Raw genomic sequence first — 19570 nt, forward strand, 5'->3', positions numbered from 1 at the left:
CCCCGACACCGACCAAGACGCAGCCGCGCGCCCCCAGGTTGGAGGGCACGGCGAAGTCGTCTGATCGTGGGGGATCCCGCGGCACTGTGCCGGGCAGTCGGTCACGATCACGGGGCAAGCGCTGGCCTGTGGATGAGCAGAGCACGTCTGCCGCCGTTCGGGGCATGCTCGGGGCCGTGGTGGGGCGGGACAGGCGTGCGACGGCGCGCGCGACGCGGCTCGACCGCTGGCAGGTCCTCGCGGCGGAGCAGGCCGGGGTGGTCGCGCGCCGGCAGCTGCTCGAGCTGGGGTACGGCGAGGGCCAGGTCGGGGCGCTGCTCGACCGGCACCGCTGGGACGCCGTCCGCCCCGGGGTCTACCTGACCTTCGGCGGCGAGCCGGCGCCGCGGGCGAAGGCGTGGGCGGCCCTGCTCGCGGCCGGCCCGGGCGCGGCGCTCGGCGGTACGACGGCGCTCTGGCTGTGGGGCGTGCTGCCCGACCCGCCCGACGCCGTCACGGTGTGCATCCCCGACGACCGGCACGTCGTCGCCGGCGCCGGCGTCCGGGTCGTGCGGCGCCGGCGGCTGGACGACGTCGTGCACCCGTCCGCGTCGCCCCAGCGGCTGCGCCTCGAGGCGGCACTGCTCGACGCGACGGACACGCCCTCGACCGTGACGCTCATCGACCTCGTGCTCCGGGCGACGAACAGCCGCCGCACGACCCCGGCCCGGATCCTCCTGGCGCTCGCCGGCCGCAACCGGCACCGGCACCGCGCGCTGCTGCACGACGTCCTCGGCGAGGCGGCCGAGGGTGTCGGGTCGGCGCTGGAGCGGCGCTACCTGCGCACCGTCGAGCGGCCGCACGGTCTGCCGCGGGGGCGGCGTAACCGGCAGGAACGCCGGTCGGACGGGCCGACCGGCCTGCCGCGCAACCGGTATCGCGACGTCGAGTACGGCCGCCTCGTCGTCGAGCTCGACGGGCTCGAGGCGCACCCGCGCTGGGCCCTGCACCTCGACCGGCGCCGCGACAACTCCGCCGAGCGGTCGCGGCGGCGCCGGCTCGGCTACGGCTGGCGCGAGGTGCTCGAGGACCCGTGCTGGGTCGCCGCCGAGGTCGCGGACGTGCTCGCGCAGGAGGGCTGGAGCGGCCGCCCCACCCCCTGCGGCCCGGTGTGCCGGTTCGGAACGCCGTCATCGTGACCGATCCCGCGGCAGACCGCCGCGGGATCGGCCACGATCAAGGGCCACCGGCTCGTGGAGCAGGACCAGGTCGGGGGCGAGCACGCGCAGTCGGGCCAGGGCGTGCCTCGTCTGGGACTTCACGGTGCTCACCGAGCAGCCGAGCGCGTCGGCGGTCGCGGTCTCGGTGAGGTCCTCGTAGAAGCGCAGCACGAGCACCGCCCGCTGGTGCGGCGTCAGCCGTGCGAGCGCCTCCCCGACGGCGAGCCGGACGGCGGTCCCCTCCACCGCCGGGTCCGGCCCGCCGCCGTCGGGCAGGTCGTCGAGCGCGTCGGGGACGACGGCGAGCCGCCGCTCCGAGCGCCGCCACGCGTCGATCCACACCGAGCGGATCGTCTGCCGCACATAGGGTTCCGGGTCGCCCGCCGCCGCGATCCGGTTCCAGCGCGGGAGCACCCGGGCGAGCGCGTCCTGGACGACGTCCTGCGCGGCGTCCGCGTCCGCGGTGAGCATCCACGCCAGGCGCAGCAGGGCCTGGCCGCGGGCCGCGACGAACTCCTCGAGCGTCACGGCGGTCACGGCGCCGGCTCCTCGTCCGCCGGTCCGGCGTCGTTCGGCCGGTCGGCCCGGTGGGGGGCGGTGCTGCGCATGCCCGGCCGCGCCCGGCGGTCGAGCGCACCGCCGAAGAAGTCACGGCCGGCCTCGGCGGCGGCCTCCGCGAGGCGGGACTGCAGCTCCGCCCCTGTGGTGCCTGCCCCGCGCCGCGGCCGACGGCGCCGCACGGTCCGGACGACGATCCCGACGACGAACGGGCCGACGAGGAGGCCCACGACGGCGAGGAACAACGGGCTCAGCACGACGTCCAGCACCGCGACGGCGGGCGACCACCTCGGGGACGCCGGCGCCGGGGTCGCCACGACGCGGCCGGTCGCAGCGACGTCGCGAGCGACGGCGTCGACGACCGGGTAGCCGGAGCCGTCCGGGTCCAAGGCGTCGAGCAGCCGGGTCCTGGCACCGGTGCCGAGGTCGACCCGCAGCACCTCGCTGCGCAGCCCGGACGCCGCCGCGTCGGCCTGCTCGTCGAGCCTGAGGAGGACCTGGTCGCCGGTCCACGCGAGGATCGTCGCGCCGATCTGCTTCCCGAGCGGGAGCGACCGCACGGTCGTCCCGGTCAGGTCGACCTCGACGAGGCGGTAGTCGTCCGGTGTGCCGAGACTGCTCGGGTCCCCCTGGACGAGGAGCAGCCGGTGCGTCCCGTCGGCGCTGACGAACGAGGCATGGGAAGCCACGAGCGTCGACCAACTGTCGCCGACGTCCTCCGTGGGCGGGATCGGTCCCGCGGCCTCGGCCGGGACGGTGCCGTTGTCGTGACGACCCAGCAACCGGCCCGCGCCGTCCCACGCCAGGTCCGCCTCGCAGGCCTCGCACACCGTCCGGACGGTGCCCGAGCGGGTGTCGACGGTCCACACCTCGCTGCGGGCCATCGTCTCCCCTCCCTGACGCATCGTCCGGAGGGTCGCCACGGCGACGGCCGAGCCGTCGGGCGACAGCGACGTCCACGTCACGGCGAGCAGCTCGTCCGGCCCGTGCGGCAGGGTCACCGCCCGCGCCCGGCCGGTCCGGACGTCGACCCAGCGCACCGCGTCCTGGGCCTGGATCTGGCCGAAGACCTCCACGGGGACGCCGTCGGGCACCTCCTCGCGGGCCTGCGCCCACGCCACGGTCCGGCCGTCACCGCTGACCGACACCGCCATGGCGCGACCGCCCGGCAGCCTCCGGTACGCCCCGCCGTCCGCGGAGACGAGCACCGGACCGGTGACCGTCGACGGCCCGCCCCAGCCCAGGTCGGTGAGCTCGCCGGCAAGCACCAGCGCGACCCGCGCGACCGGGTGGTCGGTGACGCTCGGGACCAGCCGCGGCACCGGGTAGATCCGTTCCGGCAGCGCCCCCGGTCCACTCGGCGTCGCCGCCGGCTGCGGCGACCCGCGCAGCGCACCGACGCCCCCGCCGACCATCGACACGACGAGCAGGACGGCGGCCGCGGCCGCGGCGACGAGCCCCCACCGGCGCACCCGGTCGCGGCGAGCGCTCCCGGCCCGCGCCCGGACGGCGACCAGGTCCAGCCGGACGCCGGCCAGCGCCGCGTCGGCAGCGGCGTCGAGACGGTCCACGTCGAGCACGGGCGCGGTGCGGTCGGCGGTCATGGTCCCCCCCGGGAGGTCGGTGTCAGCCTCCTACACGTCGCGGGAGCCGCGGACGGGTGGGCCCCGGACCGACGCGCCGGGTGAGCCACGTCCGACCGAGCCCCAGCCAGACCAGACCGCCCGCGATGGCGAGGATCCGGCCGACGGCGGCCGCCTGCGGGGTGCCGAGCCAGGTCCACCACGGCTGGTCCAGCGGTATGAAGGCGGTCTGGTGCACGTCGGTGAGAACACCGGGCGCGACGAGGAAAGGACCCTCGACGGGCAGCCGGACGGTCGTCGGGATCGGCGGGATCCGTGCGGGGTCGGACGGCGGGGCCACGGACCGTAGCGCCCCACCGTCGTCGACGGAGACCCAGGCAGTGCCGGCATCCCTCGGACGAAGAGTGACCTGCGCGCGCGCCAGATCGACGACGGCGACCCGGCGCTCCGGGACGCCGTCCGCCCAGAGCGCGACCCACCGCCCCGACGGGCTGAGCGCGAGTCCCTCGCCAGCCGCGCGATCCCGGTAGGCGGCCGGGACGCCGGGCAGGTCTTCGAGCCGCACGAGCGACGCCGTGGCCGGATCGATGCCGTAGACCCCGTGCCTGCCACCCGCCGTCGCCACGAACGCGGCCGCGACCCGGGTCGTCCGCGGGGTCGCCGCACGGTCGAAGGCGCGCAGCGGCCTGACCCGCCGGTCGTCGACGATCTGCGGGACGAGGGCCGGGGCACCGTCTTCTGCCCGGGGCTGCTGCGAGGCCCAGAGCGGTTCGACGACGGCCGGGGCCGCGAGCAGGCCCACCCCGGCAAGTGTGGTCACGCAGAGAGCGACGAACCGGGCCGTGCGCAACGTCAGCGAGGCCAACAGGACACGCCGTGACCGTCGGGCAGCCGCCACGAGTCCCGCGAGCCCGGCGACGCCGGCGAGCAGCACCCCGACGACGAGCAGCGCGCCGCGAGCGAAGGACACGAGCCCGGCCGCGAGATCCGCGCCGCGCTCCGGCCGCACCCCCGGCACGACGCGGCCGCCCTCGACCACGTCGGTCGCCACGTCGACGACGAGCAGACTGTCGTCGGTCGTCGTCAGCGGCGCGCGGCCCGATCGTGTGACGAGCTCGACCTGCGGCCGGATGCCTGCGCCCAGACCGATCTCAGGGTCGAGGTCCCAGCGCTCGACGACAACACCGTTGGACACGGCAGCGAGGCCCCGGACCTCCGACGAAAGACCGAGTTCGGTCTCCCATTCGTCGCCGGCGACCGGCCAGGCGACGAGGGCGTAGCGCTCCTTGGTGTCGTCCGCAGGCGACTCCTCACGCATCGTCACCCCGTAGCGCACCGACCCGTCGGCAGGCATGAGCACGACCCGCCCGACATCGATTCCACCGAGGCGGGGCAACCGCACAGCCGGTATCGGCGACACCGTGACACCGGGTCCTCCGGTGACCGCCAGCCGCTCGTCCACCACCTCGACCCCGAGCCGGCCGTCGGCGAACCAGGCGAGCGGCCCCGCGCAGTTCATGCACAGCCGTTGCAGTCGTAGGCCCGCAGAGCTCCCGACGGCGCCCATCTCGATGACGTGAGCGGTCGATACGCCGGCAGAGGTGTCGTAGTTGGCCCCGCCCCAGACCGCCAGCCGGGTCCCGCTCCGGTCGAACGCGAGCCCGTCGACGGAGGTCCCGGCGTTCCAGACGCCTGGGATCGTCACCTGGCGCTGCGATCCGGTCGGCAGGTCGAGGACGACAACGGTCGTCGACGGCTGGGTTCGCAGCCCGTCGACCTCCGGCGCCGTCGCCCACGCCGCCCGGCGCCCGTCCGGGGACAGCACCGTCGACTCGGAGGACTCCGGTAGGCGTCGGTACTCCCCGGTGTCGGCGCCCACCACATAGGAGCGGACCTCGCCCGCCGCGCCGCTCCCGTCGCTGGCGCGCGCCTCCTCGACCGTCTGCTGCTCGTCGTTCGCCCGGATGACGTATGCCGCCCGCGAGAGCGGCCGGTCAGTGACGAGAGGTGTCCCCGGCCACGGCGCCCAGAGCCGGTCCGGCAACGCCCCCGGCCCGCTCGGCGTCGTCGCCGGCTGCGGCCTCGACACGTGCAGCGCCGGCAGCACCGCGAGCGCGCCGAGCACGAGGATCAGCACCAGCCCGGCGAGCGCCGGCAGCACGAGCCGGGGGTGCTCCCGCGCCGCCGTGCGGACGGCCTCCCGCACCGCGCGCGCGACCCGCAGCGGCAGCGCCGGCCGGTGCGCGAGGGCCCAGGCCTGCTGCGCCGCGACGAGGTCGGTGACGGCGGGCTCCGGCCGACCCTCGGCGAGCAGGGTCAGCACGGCGCGGAAGTCGTTCTCCTCGAACGGGTCCAGGGCGTTCACGACGTCACCTCCTCGTGGTCCGGTGTGCGGGCGGGGGCGAACGCGGCGAGCTCGGGGGCGACGTCGCGCAGCCGCGCGAGCGCGTGCCGGGTCTGCGACTTCACGGTCCCGAGCCCGATCCCGAGCGCCGCGGCGGTCTGGGTCTCGGTGAGGTCCTCGTAGAACCTGAGCACCAGGACGGCGCGCTGCCGGGGCGTCAGCCGGGCCAGGGCCGCCGCGAGGACGAGCCGGTCGTCGGCGCGCTCGCTGTCCGCGGACGGCCGGTCGGCAGGTCCCTCGAAGGGCCCGTCGCGCGTCGCGTCGAAGGCCCCGTCGAGCGGGGTCGTCACGACCCGCCGGGACGCCGTCCGCCAGGCCGAGACGTGCGCCGTGACGAGCACCCGCCGCACGTACGGCTCCGGGTCACCGGCCGCGACGACCCGGGCCCAGTGCCGCGCGGCCCGCACGAGCGCGGTCTGCACGAGGTCCTCGGCGTCGTCCCGGCTGCCGGTGAGCAGCCACGCGGTCCGCAGCAGGGCCGGGCGGCGCGCGACGACGAACGCGCGGAAGGACTCCTCCGCGCCGTCCGCTGCCGACCGCCGTCCGAGCACTGCCGTCCCCTCCCGCCGGGGCGCCGCGATGCGACACCCTCTCACCGCTCCCACGCCCACCGACGGGGCGACGGAGGGAGCGACAGGACGTGACCCCGGTCACACGTACCCGGGTGAGGCGGATCTCGCCGTCTCACCCGGCAGCGGATCGTGATCGCCGCATACAATGGGTCACGGAGCGCCGGGAAGCCTGGTCGGCACGGACGACGTCATGCGTCGCCGTCGATGCACCGCCCCGACCTCCGACCCAGGGAGCCTCCATGACCCTGCCCACGCCTGGACGCGCCGTCCGCCGCATCTTCGACAAGGTCACCGACCGCGAGCGCACCTACGTCGCGGACATCCTGCGCACCGAGACCGTCGGTGGCGCCCTCCTGCTCGCCGGCGCCCTGATCGCCCTCGTCTGGGCCAACTCGCCGTGGCGCGAGGGCTACTCGACGATGCTCGGCACGACACTCGGCCCGGCCTGGCTCGACGGCCTGCACCTGCGGCTCGACGTCGCGGCCTGGGCCGCCGACGGGCTGCTCGCGATCTTCTTCTTCGTCGCCGGGGTCGAGCTCAAGCGCGAGCTCGTCGCGGGCGACCTGCGCGACCCCGCCAAGGCCGCCCTCCCGGTCGTCGCGGCGATCTGCGGCGTGCTGCTGCCGGCAGGCGTCTACCTCGCCTTCGCGGCCGGCGAGAGCGGGACGGCGCAGGGCTGGGCGATCCCGGTCGCCACCGACATCGCGTTCGCCCTCGCCGTCCTCGCCGTGCTCGGCAGCCACCTGCCGACCGCGCTGCGGTCCTTCCTGCTGACCCTCGCGGTCGTCGACGACCTCATCGCCATCACGATCATCGCCGTCGCGTACACGAGCGACCTCGCGCTGCTCCCGCTGGCCGGGGCGCTCGTCCCGCTCGCGGCCTTCGCCCTCGTCACCCGCCGCGGGATCACGACGCCGTGGCTGCTCGTCCCGCTCGCCGTCACGACGTGGGCCCTCGTCCACGCCTCCGGCGTGCACGCGACCGTCGCCGGCGTCCTGCTCGGCTTCGCCGTCCCGGTCGTCGCCCGCGCCGGCGAGGAGCACAGCATCGGCGAGCACCTCGAGCACGTCGTCCGGCCGCTCAGCGCCGGCGTCGCCGTCCCGGTCTTCGCGCTCACCGCGGCCGGGGTCACCGTCGTCGGCGGCGGGTTCGGCGAGGCCGTCCGCGACCCGGTGTTCGTCGGGATCACCGTCGCGCTCGTCCTGGGCAAAGCGGTCGGGGTGCTCGGTGGCACCTGGCTCACGGCCCGCTTCACCCGCGCGGAGCTGTCCGACGACCTCGACTGGAGCGACGTCCTCGCCGTGAGCCTGCTCGCAGGCATCGGCTTCACCGTCTCGCTGCTCATCGGCGAGCTCGCCTTCGGCGCGGGCAGCGAGCGCGACGACCACGTCAAGGCCGCCGTCCTCACCGGGTCGCTCGTCGCCGCCGCGCTCGCCGCGGTCGTGCTGCGCCGGCGCGACCGGCACTACCGCCTCCTCGCCGAGGCGGAGGCCCGGGACGCGGCCGGGGCCGGGCAGCCGGCCGGACAGCCGAGCGGGCAGAGCTGATGCCCTCCCGCCCTGGCGGGCCCGCGATCACCCTCTAGGCTCGTGCGGAGGGCGGTCCGGGCCCCCGGGCGCCGCCCGAAGGGTTCGGCCACGCCGCGCGCGGGCAGGGAGGCAGCCATGACGGAACGCACGCTGGGCCAGCTCGTCGCCGAGGCGACGGCCGACGTCCAGGAGATCGTCCGGGCCGAGATCGCCCTCGCGAAGGCCGAGCTCGCGCAGGACGCCAAGCGGGTGGGCGTCGGGGCCGGCATGTTCGGCGCCGCCGGGTACCTGGGCTTCCTCGCCTCGATCATCCTGACGATCTCGGCGGGCTACGGCCTCACCGAGGCCGGGCTGCCGGCCTGGGCGGCGTTCCTCGTGCTCGGGGTGGCGCTCCTGGTCGTCGCGGGGATCCTCGCGCTCGTCGGCAAGGGCCAGGTCTCGAAGGTGCGCCCGCCGGAGCGGACGATCCGCTCGACGAAGGCGGCGATCGCGGCGGTCAAGCCGGGATCCGCCCGCGTCGGATGACGCCCCCGGCGGCCGGCGGATGAGCGTCGACTCCTCCGAGGTGCTCGTCGACGGCCCGTGGCGGCACCGGTTCGTCGCCGCGAACGGCTCGCGCTTCCACGTCGCGGAGACGGGCGACGGCCCCCTCGTCCTTCTCCTGCACGGCTTCCCGCAGTTCTGGTGGGCCTGGCGGCACCAGCTCCCCGCGCTCGCGGCGGCCGGCTACCGGGTCGCCGCGATGGACCTGCGCGGCTACGGCGCGAGCGACAAGCCGCCCCGCGGCTACGACACGATGACCACCGCGGCGGACGTCGCGGGCGTCGTCCGCTCGCTCGGCGAGTCCGACGCGGTGATCGTCGGGCACGACTGGGGCGGCTGGGTCGCGTGGTCGATGCCGGGCCTGTCGCCGCGCGTCACGCGGGCCGTCGCCGTCGTCTCGGCGGCGCACCCGCTGCTGCTGCGGCCGTACTTCGCGACCGCCCTCGTGCGCGGCGCCGACGAGCGGGCGGCCGCGGCCGCCGTCCTGTCGTTCCAGGTGCCGATGCTGCCCGAGCGGCGGCTCGCCCACGGCACCGAGGTCCGCGACCTGCTCACCGCCTGGGGCGGCCCGGGCTACCCGGACGCCGCGACGCTCGAGCGCTACGAGCGCGCCATGCAGGTGCCGTTCGTCGCGCACACCTCGCTGGAGTACCTGCGCTGGGCCCTGCGCTCGCGCTACCGGCGCGACGGCCGCCGGTTCGCCGCCGGGGTGGACGTGCCGATCGAGGTCCCCGTGCTCGCCCTCGCCGGGGCGGACGACCGCTTCGTGCCCGCCGGGGCCGTCGAACGGTCGCGGCAGTGGGTGGCCGGGCCGTGGACGCACGAGGTCGTCCCCGGAGCCGGGCACTTCCTCCCCGAGGAGGCCCCGGACACCGTGACCCAGGCGCTCCTCACGTGGCTCAAGGGCCTCGACGCCTGAGGCGTTCGGCCGGGATCAGGCGGGCGCGTCAGCCCGCCGCGCAACCCCCGGTGGAGACCGCGTCGACGGCGCCCACCCCTGCGTCGATGTCGGAGCGGGCCTCCTGCATCGTCAGCGCGTAGCCGGTGTTCGCGTCGTCGAGCGACTTCGCGAAGACCACGCCGACGAGCGCCCCCTGGGCGTCGACGACCGGCCCGCCGGAGTTGCCCGGCTGCACCGTCGCGTAGAGCGAGTACACCCTCCGGACCGCACCGGGCTTGCCGTAGATGTCGTCGCCGCTGGCCCGCAGGACCGATCGCACCCGGGCGGCACCGAGCACGTAGGGCCCGTTGCGCGGGTAGCCGGCGAAGGCGGCGTCGGCGCCGCGCGCGATGTCGGCGCCGATCGGCAGCGGCTTGGCGGACGCCGGCAGCCCCGGCACCGCGATGACGGCCAGGTCGCGCTGCGGGTCGAAGAGCACGACCTTGCCCGCGTAGCGCCGGCCCGTGCCGCCGAGCTGGATCTGCGGGCGGCTCACGCCCGCGACGACGTGCGCGTTCGTCACGACCCGCTCGGGCGCGACGACCGCGCCGCTGCCCTCCTGGGTCTGCCCGCACTTGCGCGCGTCCCCGGTGATCTTCACCGTCGCGGCCTTGACGCGCTTGGCGACCGCCGCCGACACCGCGGTCTCGCTCGGCGGGTCCACGGGCGAGATCTGCTCGGGCCCGGCACCGCTGAACACCCGCGGGAAGTCGCTCGCGGCGACGCTCTCCCGGAACCGGCTCGCGAGCGTGCTCGCCTTCTGCGGCATGACCGCGTCGATGCCCTGCAGCACGCGCGAGGAGCCGATGGCGCTGGAGACGGCGGGCACGCTGCGCAGCGCACCGCCGACGAACCACATGACGACGGCCGCGGCGACGATGCCCGCGACCGCGCCGAGCGCCTGGTCGACGTGCCGCGCACCGCCCTTGGGCAGCTGGTCGCGCAGCCGGCCGCCGATCAACGCGCCGAGGACCTGCCCGAGCCAGGCGAGCACGAGGACGGCGGCCAGCACGGCGAACGAGCGCTGCGGGCCGGCGTCGAGCCGCTCGGCGAGCAGCGGCACGGCGAGGATGCCGACGAACGCACCGAGCACGAACCCGCCGAGCGACAGCGCGCTCAGCGCGAGGCCCTGGCGGAACCCGGACACCGAGTAGGCCAGCAGGACGAGGACGAGGACGACGTCGATCACGAGGCGTCGTCCCGGGGCAGGCTCATGGTCTCCACACGTGTGGCGTCCCACGGACGTTCCCAGCCGGACAGGTGCAGCAGCCTGTCGACGATGCCGGCCGTGAAGCCCCAGACGAACAGGCCGCCCGCCCGGAAGCCCGGGCCGATGTACCCGCTCGGGTGCCGCCAGCGGAACCGGTTGGCCGGGTCGACGAGCTCGGCGAGCGGCACCCGGACCACCTTGGCGACCTCGGCGGCGTCGACCGGCCCGACCGGGGACGGCGTCCGCCACCAGGCGAGGACCGGAGTCACCGCGAAGTCGCTCACCGGCAGGTAGAGGTCGGGCAGGGTGCCCGCGACGACGACGCCCGACGGGTCGAGGCCGGTCTCCTCCTGCGCCTCGCGCAGCGCCGCGCCGACCGGGCCGCCGTCGCCGGGGTCGATCGCCCCGCCGGGGAAGGCGACCTGCCCGGCGTGCGAGCGCATCGTCGCCGAGCGTTCGGTGAGCAGGACGTCGGGCCCGTGCTCGCCCTCTGCGAAGAGCATGAGGACGGCGGACGCGCGCCGGTGCCCGGGCGGCGGGCGGAACCGGCTCAGCGCGTCGGCCGGGGTGCGGCCGATGATGTCGGCAAGCGGGACGAACCACTCGGGCCAGCCGCCGTCCGGCTGGTCCGCGCGGGACGACGGCAGGTGCTGCACGGGGTCGGCGGTCACGCGCGGTCACCGGCCTGGGCGCCACGGCCGGCACCGGCGACGAGCGCGGCCTCGGACAGGGTGTGCTCGAACGCGGCGTCCTTGAGCAGCTTCGCGGCCTCCGCCGGGTCGGTCTCGCCCTCGCCGTACGCCGGGCAGAGCCGGGCGACCGGGCAGGCGCCGCAGGCGGGCCGGCGGGCGTGGCAGGTGCGACGGCCGTGGAAGATCAGCCGGTGGGACAGCATCGTCCAGTCCCGCTTGGGGAACAGCGCCCCGACCTCGGCCTCGACCTTGACCGGGTCCTCCTCCTCGGTCCACCCGAAGCGCCGTGCGAGCCGGCCGAAGTGCGTGTCGACGGTGATCCCCGGGACGCCGAACGCGTTCCCCAGCACCACGTTCGCGGTCTTGCGGCCGACCCCGGGCAGCGTGACGAGCCTGTCGAGCCGACCCGGCACCTCGCCGCCGAAGTCCGCGACGAGCGCGGCCCCGAGCTTCATGAGGGAGTCCGACTTGGCCCGGAAGAAACCCGTCGACTGGATGATCGTCTCGAGCTCGGTGCGGTCCGCCGCAGCGTAGTCGGCCGCCGTCCGGTACTTCGCGAAGAGCACCGGGGTCACGAGGTTGACCCGCTTGTCCGTCGTCTGCGCGGACAGGATCGTCGCCACGAGCAGCTCGAGCGGGTCGCGGAAGTCGAGCTCGCAGTGCGCGTCCGGGTATCGCTCCCCGAGGAGGCTGTTGATCCGCCGGGCCCGGCGGGTGCGCGCCAGCGGCGTCTCGGGGGTGCTCACCCGCCCAGCCTACGATCCCCGGCGCTCCCGCCGTCGCCCGTCCGGGTGGACGGTGCCGCCCGCCGAGCGGGTCGTGCGCGCGCAACCGGGTGAGCGCCCTGCGCCACGGGGGTGGTGCGGTGGATCACCGCCTCAAGCGGCCCCCCGCCGCCGACGAACCCCAACGTGCCGGGCACCCCGGCGCACACGACCGATGGCAACGGACAGCGACGGACAGCGACGCACCAGCAGCACCCCGACGAGACGGGCGAACAGGAGGGACACGGCATGTCGGTGACACTGCCCGGGGGATCGACCCGGGACGACGCCCTCGACGCGTACCAGCAGCTCGTCGCCGAGCTGCGCGACGTCGAGCACTGGCGGCGCCTCGTCGCCGCCCGGCTCGACCTGGCCGTCGCCGCCGTCACCGACATCGACGAGCTCGCGAGCCACCCGCTGCCGGGCGGCTGCCCGCCGCCGGTCGACCTGCGCGGGCTGCTCGGCATCCCGCACGTCGAGGACGCCTGCACCGAGGCCGCGGTCCTGCTGAGGCTGCGCGCCGCCCTCGACGAGCTCGACGCGTACGCCTGCGCCCTGCGGCCCGGGGTGAGCGCGGCGGCCCGCGCCGCCGGCGTCCCGCGGGCCCGGATGGCGGCCGCCCCGGCCCGCCCCACGAGCACGCCGTCCCGGACAAGGGCGTCCAGGGCGGCGGCCGGCACCCGCCGGACGCCGCGGCTCGCGACCGCCGAGAACGGCGCCGAGCGGTTCCGGCCGCGCCTGGTGCCGCCGCCGCGGCCCGCCGCCGACGGCTCCTGACGCACCGACACGCCGCCCGCGGGCAGGAGTGGCGAGAGGTCCGATTCATCCCTTGCTACGGGGGTGAGCCCCCGTCCGGGCGGGTGAGCGGGCCGGATCTGCGGCACGCGGTGTGACCCCGCCCACCCGGCGGGGCGTCCGGTGCGGCAGACTGCGTCCTGGCACGCCGGGCGCGGAACCCGGCGGACGGTCGCAGAGGAGGAGCGGTGGACGACGACGTCGTGCGCCAGGCGCCCTTGTTCGCTGCCCTGGACGAGGAGGCCTCCTCGGCCCTGCGCTCGACCATGACGCAGGTCGAGCTGGGCCGTGGCGAGATCCTCTTCCACGAGGGCGACCCCGGGGACCGTCTCTACGTGATCGTCGACGGCAAGGTGAAGCTCGGGCGCGCCTCGGGCGACGGCCGGGAGAACCTCCTGGCGATCCTCGGCCCCGGCGAGATGTTCGGCGAGCTCAGCCTCTTCGACCCCGGCCCGCGCAACGCCACCGCGACCGCGGTCGCCGACACCACGCTCATCGGGCTCGGCACCGACGACCTCGGCTCGTGGCTCGACGGCCGCCCCGACGTCTCCCGCCAACTGCTGCGGGCGCTGGCCCGCCGGCTGCGCCGCACCAACGAGGCGCTCGCCGACCTCGTCTTCTCCGACGTCCCCGGCCGGGTCGCCAAGGCGCTCCTCGACCTCTCCGAGCGCTTCGGTCGCCCGACGGACGACGGCCTGCGGGTCGCGCACGACCTCACGCAGGAGGAGCTCGCCCAGCTCGTCGGCGCCTCCCGTGAGACGGTGAACAAGGCCCTCGCGGACTTCGCGTCCCGCGGCTGGCTGCGCCTCGAGGCCCGCGCCGTCGTCCTGCTCGACATCGAGCGGATGCGCCGCCGCGCCCGCTGACGGGTGTCCCTCTTGCGGGGAGATCTGAGCGGCACTTTGCCTGCTGGGTTTCCCCGTAACGGGCTACGGGTCAGGGCTGCGTGTTCAGGTACTCCAGCTGGGCCAGGACGCTGAGCTCGGCCGCGGGCCAGACGGCGCGCGGCACCTCGGCGTAGACCGTCTCGACGACCTCGCGCGCGCTCGTCGCGCCCGCGGCGACGGCGGCCCGCACCTGGTCGAGCCGCTCGGCCCGGTGCGCGAGGTAGAACGCGACGACCTCGGCGGGCAGCACGTCCGGGGCCGCGAGCACCGGCCCGTGCCCCGGCAGGACGGCTCCGACACCCTCGTCGCGGAGCAGCACCTCGAGCCGGCGCAGCGAGGCGAGGTAGTCCGCGAGCCGGCCGTCGGGGTGGGCGACGACCGTCGTGCCGCGGCCGAGCACGGTGTCCCCGGTGAGGACGGCGGGCGCCTCGTCCGTGCGGAGCACGAAGCACAGCGAGTCGCTCGTGTGGCCCGGAGTGGCGACGACGTCGAGCCGGCCGCCCTCGAGGTCGACCACGTCCCCGGCACCCAGGCCCTCGTCGCCGAGCCGGTGCGCCGGGTCGAGGGCCCGGACGCCACTGCCGCAGGCCCGCGCGAAGACCGCCGCCCCCTCGCTGTGGTCGGCGTGCCCGTGCGTGAGCAGAACGGCGGCGACCGTCGAGCCGCGCGCCGCGACGGCCTCGTGGACGGCGCGCAGGTGCGTCGCGTCGTCCGGTCCGGGGTCGACGACGACGCACGGCCCGCCCGGAGTGCCGAGCACCCACGTGTTCGTGCCGTCGAGCGTCATCGGCGAGGCGTTCGGGGCGAGCACGCACAGCGCCGCGGGGCCGGCAGCACCGCCGGTCCAGGCACCGGTCGGCATCCCGGCGGGCGGCCGCGCGCTCACGACCGGCCGTCGGAGAACTCGGCGGCGGCCGGGCCCGTGGCGCCGTCGGCCGGGTCGCCGTAGGCACCCCCGCCGCGCTCGTCGACCACGACCTGGACGACGACCCCGCCGTCCGCTGCCCGCACGGCCCACGGCATGACCGGCGAGATCGCCCGGGGCGTCACTCGCAGGGCTGCCACGTCAGGCGCCGCGGCGAGGTCCTCGCAGCAGATGATCGTCGGCGGCAGCATCGCCGCCTCGCCCGCCTCCCAGCGCCGCACCGCCTCCCGCGCAGGCACCCACTCGGCCCGCTCGCCCTCGCCGCCGAGGTCGTGCGCGGTCTGCTCGGGCGGCATCGGCACGAGGAAGAACCGGGTGTCGTAGCGGCGCACCTCACCGGGCGGCGTGACCCAGCGGGCCCAGGCCGCGAACCGGTCGGCGCGCAGCACGAGGCCGTTGTCCCGCAACAGGTCGGGCAGCGTCGTCGAGCCGTCGAGCAGCGCCCGGCGGGCGTCGTCCCAGCCGCCGGGCAGGCCGACGACCGGGCCGCCGCCGGGCGGTGACGCGAGCAGGACGCCGCACTCCTCGAACGTCTCCCGGACGGCGGTCACGGCGAGCGCGCGGGCGGCGTCCGGGGTCGCCCCGAGCGCACCGCCGAGCACGGCCGGGTCCGGCCCCTCCCAGGGGACGCCCGGGTCGGCGTCGGCGGCGTCCGTGCGCCCGCCCGGGAAGACGTGCATGCCCGCGGCGAAGACCATGCTCCGGACCCGGCGGAAGAGGAACACCTCGACGCCGTCGGCGCCGTCGCGCACGAGCATGACGGTGGCGGCGTCCCGCAGCGGGGCCGGCCCGGCAGGGCTGCCGCCCGCGCCGGGCCCGGCTCCGGTGAGCTGGGCCGCGAGCGCGGCGGGCGCCGGGAACTGTCGGATCACGGGTGTCGCTCCTTGTCGTCGACGCCCTCGTCGACCTCTTCCGGGTGAATCATCAGCCTGCTGACAGACGATGATCGCCACCTGCTACTGTCTCGGACTCACGGTAGCGAGTGCCCCCGCCAGGGGCACCGAGCGTGAGCCCGGCGGGCCGGTACTGCACCCGGTCCGCCGTCGCAGTGACAGCCGGTTCGCAGAGCACGGGGTCCGCCGGCTGCAAGGTTCCGCGGCCGGGACGATCCGGTCGCGCTGTCACGGGGACGTACCACGCATGGGGGACGAGACGCGTTTCTCCCTCGGGGAGCTGGCCAGAGCGGCCGGGATGACCACCCGCAACGTCCGGGCGTACCAGACCCGCGGGCTCATCCCACCGCCACTGCGGGTCGGCCGCCGGTCGGAGTACACGACGCACCATCTGGAGCGGCTGCGCGCCATCCACCGGGCCAGGGCCCAGGGCGCCACGCTCACGCTCATCTCCGACTGCCTGTCGCGCGGTGACACGATCGACCTCACCCGGCTGCCGTCGGCGTCCGCGCACGAGTGGCTGCCGGGCCCCCGGGTGTCGGCGGACCTCACCGACGCGGGGACCGGCCGGTCGCCCGTGCCGCAGCAGCAGCGCGGCGCCGACCTCTCGCCGCTGCTCGACCGGGCCCGGGTCGCCGACGACCCGGCGGTCCTCGCGGTCGTCGAGGACCTTCTCTCCGCAGGTGTCGTCGCCCGGCACGGACGGCGGATCGTCGCCGGCCCCGGGCTCGTCGCCGCCGTGACGGCGCTGCATCGGCGCGGCCTGCCGGTCGGGCTGTGCCTCACGGTCGCGCTGCGCGCCGCCGAGGGCGCGGCCGACCTCGCGGGCCGGCTCGGCACCGAGGTGACGTCCGGCGCTCCCGAGGTGGTCGACCACGTCGCGGACCTCGCGTCCGGGGTGCTGCGCGGCGTGCTCTACGGCACGCTCGCGGAGCGGGCCGCCACCACGGGCTGACCGCCCGCGGCGACACGGCGGGTCAGCGCAGCCGCGCGACGACCTCGATCTCGACCGGGGCGTCGAGCGGGAGCACGGCCACCCCGACGGCGCTGCGCGCGTGGGGGACGCCGAAGACCTCGCCGAGCAGCACGCTCGCGCCGTTCGCCACCGCAGGCTGGCCGGTGAACGACGGGTCGCTCGCGACGAACACGACGACCTTGACGATGCGCTCGACCCGGTCCAGGTCGACGACCGAGCCCAGCGCCGCCAGCGCGTTGAGCGCGGCGACCCGCGCCAGGTCAGCGGCGTCGGTCGGCGGCACGAGACCAGGCCCCTCGCCGACCTTGCCGGTCGCCGGCAGCGCACCGTCGACGAAAGGCAGCTGGCCGGAGGTCCACACCCGGTCGCCGTCCAGGACCGCCGGCACGTACGCCGCGACGGGCGCGGCCACCGGCGGGAGCACGATGCCCAGCTCCGCGAGGCGGGCCGTCACGGTCACGCCGTCGGCCGGGCTCACGGCTTCGGACGCTTGAAGTAGGCCACCAGGCTCTCCCCGCCGGTCGGGCCGGGCACGATCTGGACCAGCTCCCAGCCCTCCTCGCCCCAGTTGTCGAGGATCGCCTTGGTGTTGTGGATGAGCAGCGGTGCCGTGAGGTACTCCCACTTCTGCGACATGGAGCGCACCCTACTGCCCGGCCCGCGGGCCTGCGGCCGGAGCCCGACGAGCACCCGTCCGGGGGCAGCGGCCCCCTCCATCCGGCGGTCCCGGCGTGAGGTCTATACGCTCGAAGGGTGCCCCCCACCGAGCCGAGCTCCGACACCGACTGGGACGGCGTCCGGCTCCACGTCGTCACCGGCAAGGGCGGCACCGGCAAGACGACCGTGGCCGCCGCGCTCGCCCTGGCGCTCGCCGCCGGCGGCCGCCGGACCCTGCTCTGCGAGGTCGAGAACCGGCAGGGCATCGCCCAGCTCTTCGACGTCCCCCAGCTGCCGTACGAGGAGCGCAAGATCGCCGTCGCTCCTGGCGGCGGGGACGTCTTCGCCCTCGCGATCGAGCCCAAGGCCGCCCTCCTGGAGTACCTGGAGCTGTTCTACCGGCTCGGCCGGGCGGGCAAGATGCTCGAGCGCCTTGGCGCCGTCGACTTCGCGACGACGATCGCGCCGGGCGTGCGCGACGTCCTGCTCACCGGCAAGGTCTACGAGGCCGCGCGCCGCCGGGGGAAGACCGGGCCGGTCTACGACGCCGTCGTCCTCGATGCACCGCCCACGGGCCGGATCACCCAGTTCCTCAACGTCAACGAAGAGGTCGTCGGCCTCGCGAAGGTCGGCCCGGTCCGCAACCAGGCGGGCTCGATCATGAGCCTGCTGCGCAGCCCGCAGACCGTCGTCCATCTCGTGACGGTCCTGGAGGAGATGCCGGTGCAGGAGACCCAGGACGGCGTCGCCCAGCTGCACGAGGCCGGGCTGCCGGTCGGCGGGGTCGTCGTCAACATGGTGCGCGACCCGGTCCTGCCGCAGCGCAGCCTCACCGCCGCCGCGAAGGGCCGGCTGGACCGCACCGCGGTCGTGGCCGGGCTCGAGGCGGCCGGGCTCGGCGGCCGCTCGGCGACCCTTGTCGACGGGCTGCTCGCCGAGGCCGGCGAGCACGCGCTGCGGGTGGCACTCGAGTCGGCCCAGCGCAAGGAGCTCGCGGCCCTGGAGCGGCCGGTCTACGAGCTGCCGGCACTGTCGGAGGGCATCGACCTCGGTGCCCTGTACGACTTCGCCGAGGAGCTACGGGAGCAGGGCATGGCGTGACGGAGAAGCGAACCGCCCGACCCGCGAAGACGTCGTCCGGACGGCGCAGCGCGCCGCTCGACGTCGACGCGCTCCTCGACGACCCGGCCACGCGCGTCATCGTGTGCTGCGGCTCCGGCGGTGTCGGGAAGACCACGACGGCCGCGGCCCTCGGCCTGCGGGCCGCCGAGCGCGGACGGCGCGTCGTCGTCCTGACGATCGACCCGGCCCGCCGGCTCGCCCAGTCGATGGGCCTGGTCGAGCTCGACAACGCGCCGCGCCCCGTCAAGGGCGCGGACACCGCGGCCGGCGGCTCGCTCGACGCGATGATGCTCGACATGAAGCGGACCTTCGACGAGGTCATCGAGGCCCACGCGACCCCGGAGAAGGCCGAGCAGATCCTCGCGAACCCCTTCTACCAGGCGCTGTCCAGCTCCTTCGCGGGCACGCAGGAGTACATGGCCATGGAGAAGCTCGGCCAGCTGCGGACCCGGGCCGAGGCCGCGAAGGCCGACGGGCGCACCGACGAGGCGTGGGACCTCATCGTCGTCGACACCCCGCCCAGCCGGTCGGCCCTGGACTTCCTCGACGCCCCGCAGCGGCTCGGCTCGTTCCTCGACGGCCGGTTCATCCGGATCCTCTCGGCGCCCGCCAAGGCCGGCGGCCGCGCCTACCTCAAGGTCGTCTCGTTCGCCGTCGGCACCGCAGGCAACGTCATGACGAAGATCCTCGGCGCCGGCTTCCTCACCGACGTCCAGACGTTCGTCTCGGCGCTCGACACGATGTTCGGCGGGTTCCGGGAGCGGGCGGACCGGACGTACCGGCTGCTCCAGGCCGAGGGGACGGCGTTCGTCGTCGTCGCGGCTCCCGAGCCCGACGCGCTGCGCGAGGCCTCCTACTTCGTGGAGCGGCTCGGCGCGGAGCGGATGCCGCTCGCAGGGCTCGTGCTCAACCGGGTGCACGTCGCCCTCGCCGAGGACCTGTCCGCCGACCGGGCGGCCGCCGCCGCCGAGGACCTCGACGCCGCCGGCGGCCAGGCCCTCACGGCCGGGCTGCTGCGGGTGCACGCGGACCGGATGCGACGTCGGGACAGGGACCGGTCGCTCGCCGTCCGGTTCACGAGCGCGCACCCCACGGTCCCGGTGGTCGAGGTGCCGGCCCGCGCGGAGGACGTCCACGACCTCGAGGGCCTGCGCGCCGTGGGGGCGGACCTCTCCAAGGGCTGACCGCCTCCCCCGGGCCGGGCAGCGGCGGCAGAACGGGAGAGCGCCGGCCCCTGCCGGATGCGGTCGTTCGCCCTCACCACGACCGATCCCGGCGGAGCCGGCGCTCCTACCCCCCGCCCCGGTCGCGGACGACCGGG

At 76.0% G+C, this 19570-nt stretch carries 20 protein-coding genes; 9 read left to right on the plus strand and 11 right to left on the minus strand.

Features of this window, described 5'->3' with window-relative positions:
* Window positions 1-176: 176 nt before the first annotated feature.
* Complete coding sequence (locus EDJALFJO_RS31880) at window positions 177-1178, plus strand: hypothetical protein (RefSeq protein ID WP_143448910.1); 1002 nt, start codon at window positions 177-179, stop codon at window positions 1176-1178.
* Here EDJALFJO_RS31880 and EDJALFJO_RS31885 read toward each other — a convergent pair.
* The 4 genes from EDJALFJO_RS31885 to EDJALFJO_RS31900 are packed head-to-tail and all read right to left on the minus strand — an operon-like array spanning window position 1170 to window position 6295.
* Window positions 1170-1736 (minus strand): SigE family RNA polymerase sigma factor, encoded by a 567-nt coding sequence (locus EDJALFJO_RS31885; RefSeq protein ID WP_088290660.1) that lies wholly within the window; start codon window positions 1734-1736, stop codon window positions 1170-1172. The two genes, EDJALFJO_RS31880 and EDJALFJO_RS31885, sit on opposite strands and share 9 nt — an antisense overlap.
* On the minus strand, window positions 1733-3361 hold the full coding sequence (locus EDJALFJO_RS31890; RefSeq protein WP_088290661.1) for a hypothetical protein: 1629 nt from the start codon (window positions 3359-3361) through the stop codon (window positions 1733-1735). The genes EDJALFJO_RS31885 and EDJALFJO_RS31890 overlap by 4 nt, the downstream gene beginning before the upstream one ends.
* A 22-nt stretch (window positions 3362-3383) precedes the next feature.
* Complete coding sequence (locus EDJALFJO_RS34725) at window positions 3384-5705, minus strand: hypothetical protein (protein ID WP_088290662.1); 2322 nt, start codon at window positions 5703-5705, stop codon at window positions 3384-3386.
* Complete coding sequence (locus EDJALFJO_RS31900; RefSeq protein WP_088290663.1) at window positions 5702-6295, minus strand: SigE family RNA polymerase sigma factor; 594 nt, start codon at window positions 6293-6295, stop codon at window positions 5702-5704. Before EDJALFJO_RS31900 ends, EDJALFJO_RS34725 begins: the two co-directional genes overlap by 4 nt.
* A 260-nt stretch (window positions 6296-6555) precedes the next feature.
* Here EDJALFJO_RS31900 and nhaA point away from each other — a divergent pair, with 260 nt between their 5' ends.
* The 3 genes from nhaA to EDJALFJO_RS31915 all read left to right on the plus strand — a co-directional run bounded on the left by nhaA (window position 6556) and on the right by EDJALFJO_RS31915 (window position 9307).
* Window positions 6556-7863, plus strand: coding sequence for a Na+/H+ antiporter NhaA (gene nhaA, locus EDJALFJO_RS31905; protein WP_088290664.1), 1308 nt, complete (start codon window positions 6556-6558; stop codon window positions 7861-7863).
* Window positions 7864-7980: 117 nt separating this feature from the next.
* On the plus strand, window positions 7981-8370 hold the full coding sequence (locus tag EDJALFJO_RS31910) for a phage holin family protein (RefSeq protein WP_088290665.1): 390 nt from the start codon (window positions 7981-7983) through the stop codon (window positions 8368-8370).
* 19 nt (window positions 8371-8389) lie between these two features.
* On the plus strand, window positions 8390-9307 hold the full coding sequence (locus EDJALFJO_RS31915) for an alpha/beta fold hydrolase (protein ID WP_088290666.1): 918 nt from the start codon (window positions 8390-8392) through the stop codon (window positions 9305-9307).
* Between the two features lie 28 nt (window positions 9308-9335).
* Here the strand turns inward: EDJALFJO_RS31915 and EDJALFJO_RS31920 are convergent, their stop codons facing one another.
* Genes EDJALFJO_RS31920 through nth form a run of 3 tightly spaced genes read right to left on the minus strand, consistent with a single transcriptional unit; the run spans window position 9336 to window position 11976 of the window.
* Window positions 9336-10517, minus strand: coding sequence for a MarP family serine protease (locus EDJALFJO_RS31920; RefSeq protein ID WP_158220648.1), 1182 nt, complete (start codon window positions 10515-10517; stop codon window positions 9336-9338).
* Window positions 10514-11209 (minus strand): CoA pyrophosphatase, encoded by a 696-nt coding sequence (locus tag EDJALFJO_RS31925; RefSeq protein WP_233150156.1) that lies wholly within the window; start codon window positions 11207-11209, stop codon window positions 10514-10516. Before EDJALFJO_RS31925 ends, EDJALFJO_RS31920 begins: the two co-directional genes overlap by 4 nt.
* On the minus strand, window positions 11206-11976 hold the full coding sequence (nth, locus tag EDJALFJO_RS31930; protein ID WP_088290668.1) for an endonuclease III: 771 nt from the start codon (window positions 11974-11976) through the stop codon (window positions 11206-11208). The genes EDJALFJO_RS31925 and nth overlap by 4 nt, the downstream gene beginning before the upstream one ends.
* A 267-nt stretch (window positions 11977-12243) precedes the next feature.
* Here nth and EDJALFJO_RS31935 point away from each other — a divergent pair, with 267 nt between their 5' ends.
* Both EDJALFJO_RS31935 and EDJALFJO_RS31940 read left to right on the plus strand, forming a co-directional pair.
* Window positions 12244-12771 (plus strand): hypothetical protein, encoded by a 528-nt coding sequence (locus EDJALFJO_RS31935; protein ID WP_088290669.1) that lies wholly within the window; start codon window positions 12244-12246, stop codon window positions 12769-12771.
* Between the two features lie 206 nt (window positions 12772-12977).
* Window positions 12978-13655 (plus strand): Crp/Fnr family transcriptional regulator, encoded by a 678-nt coding sequence (locus tag EDJALFJO_RS31940; protein WP_233150157.1) that lies wholly within the window; start codon window positions 12978-12980, stop codon window positions 13653-13655.
* Between the two features lie 70 nt (window positions 13656-13725).
* Here EDJALFJO_RS31940 and EDJALFJO_RS31945 read toward each other — a convergent pair whose 3' ends face one another.
* The gene (locus EDJALFJO_RS31945) at window positions 13726-14538 is read right to left on the minus strand and encodes an MBL fold metallo-hydrolase (RefSeq protein ID WP_088290680.1); all 813 of its coding nucleotides are present in this window, start codon (window positions 14536-14538) and stop codon (window positions 13726-13728) included.
* 20 nt (window positions 14539-14558) lie between these two features.
* Entirely contained in the window at window positions 14559-15473 is a 915-nt protein-coding gene (locus tag EDJALFJO_RS31950) for an NUDIX hydrolase (protein ID WP_088290670.1), read from the minus strand.
* A gap of 268 nt (window positions 15474-15741) precedes the next feature.
* Between EDJALFJO_RS31950 and EDJALFJO_RS31955 the strand changes: the two genes are divergently transcribed.
* A complete protein-coding gene (locus tag EDJALFJO_RS31955) occupies window positions 15742-16449 on the plus strand; it encodes a MerR family transcriptional regulator (RefSeq protein WP_158220649.1) in 708 nt (235 codons plus the stop codon).
* Window positions 16450-16471: 22 nt separating this feature from the next.
* Here the strand turns inward: EDJALFJO_RS31955 and EDJALFJO_RS31960 are convergent, their stop codons facing one another.
* Window positions 16472-16948 (minus strand): RidA family protein, encoded by a 477-nt coding sequence (locus EDJALFJO_RS31960; RefSeq protein ID WP_233150159.1) that lies wholly within the window; start codon window positions 16946-16948, stop codon window positions 16472-16474.
* On the minus strand, window positions 16945-17106 hold the full coding sequence (locus EDJALFJO_RS31965; protein ID WP_088290672.1) for a DUF4177 domain-containing protein: 162 nt from the start codon (window positions 17104-17106) through the stop codon (window positions 16945-16947). The genes EDJALFJO_RS31960 and EDJALFJO_RS31965 overlap by 4 nt, the downstream gene beginning before the upstream one ends.
* A gap of 117 nt (window positions 17107-17223) precedes the next feature.
* On the opposite strand from EDJALFJO_RS31965, the gene EDJALFJO_RS35240 reads away from it, so the two are divergent.
* On the plus strand, window positions 17224-18228 hold the full coding sequence (locus EDJALFJO_RS35240; protein ID WP_198950841.1) for an ArsA-related P-loop ATPase: 1005 nt from the start codon (window positions 17224-17226) through the stop codon (window positions 18226-18228).
* Window positions 18225-19433, plus strand: a complete 1209-nt coding sequence (locus EDJALFJO_RS35245) for an ArsA family ATPase (RefSeq protein ID WP_198950842.1) — start codon at window positions 18225-18227, stop codon at window positions 19431-19433. Before EDJALFJO_RS35240 ends, EDJALFJO_RS35245 begins: the two co-directional genes overlap by 4 nt.
* The last annotated feature ends 137 nt before the right edge of the window (window positions 19434-19570 follow it).

Origin of the sequence: Kineosporia sp. A_224 (assembly GCF_002198655.1) — a bacterium.
Taxonomy (GTDB): Bacteria; Actinomycetota; Actinomycetes; order Actinomycetales; family Kineosporiaceae; genus R-H-3.

Bases quoted from the DNA above. Each gene is read 5' to 3' on its own strand.
- EDJALFJO_RS31890 (WP_088290661.1), bottom strand. From the start codon at position 3,361: ATGACCGCCGACCGCACCGCGCCCGTGCTCGACGTGGACCGTCTCGAC.
- nhaA (WP_088290664.1), top strand. From the start codon at position 6,556: ATGACCCTGCCCACGCCTGGACGCGCCGTCCGCCGCATCTTCGACAAG.
- EDJALFJO_RS31910 (WP_088290665.1), top strand. From the start codon at position 7,981: ATGACGGAACGCACGCTGGGCCAGCTCGTCGCCGAGGCGACGGCCGAC.
- EDJALFJO_RS31915 (WP_088290666.1), top strand. From the start codon at position 8,390: ATGAGCGTCGACTCCTCCGAGGTGCTCGTCGACGGCCCGTGGCGGCAC.
- EDJALFJO_RS31935 (WP_088290669.1), top strand. From the start codon at position 12,244: ATGTCGGTGACACTGCCCGGGGGATCGACCCGGGACGACGCCCTCGAC.
- EDJALFJO_RS31945 (WP_088290680.1), bottom strand. From the start codon at position 14,538: ATGCCGACCGGTGCCTGGACCGGCGGTGCTGCCGGCCCCGCGGCGCTG.
- EDJALFJO_RS31955 (WP_158220649.1), top strand. From the start codon at position 15,742: ATGGGGGACGAGACGCGTTTCTCCCTCGGGGAGCTGGCCAGAGCGGCC.
- EDJALFJO_RS31965 (WP_088290672.1), bottom strand. From the start codon at position 17,106: ATGTCGCAGAAGTGGGAGTACCTCACGGCACCGCTGCTCATCCACAAC.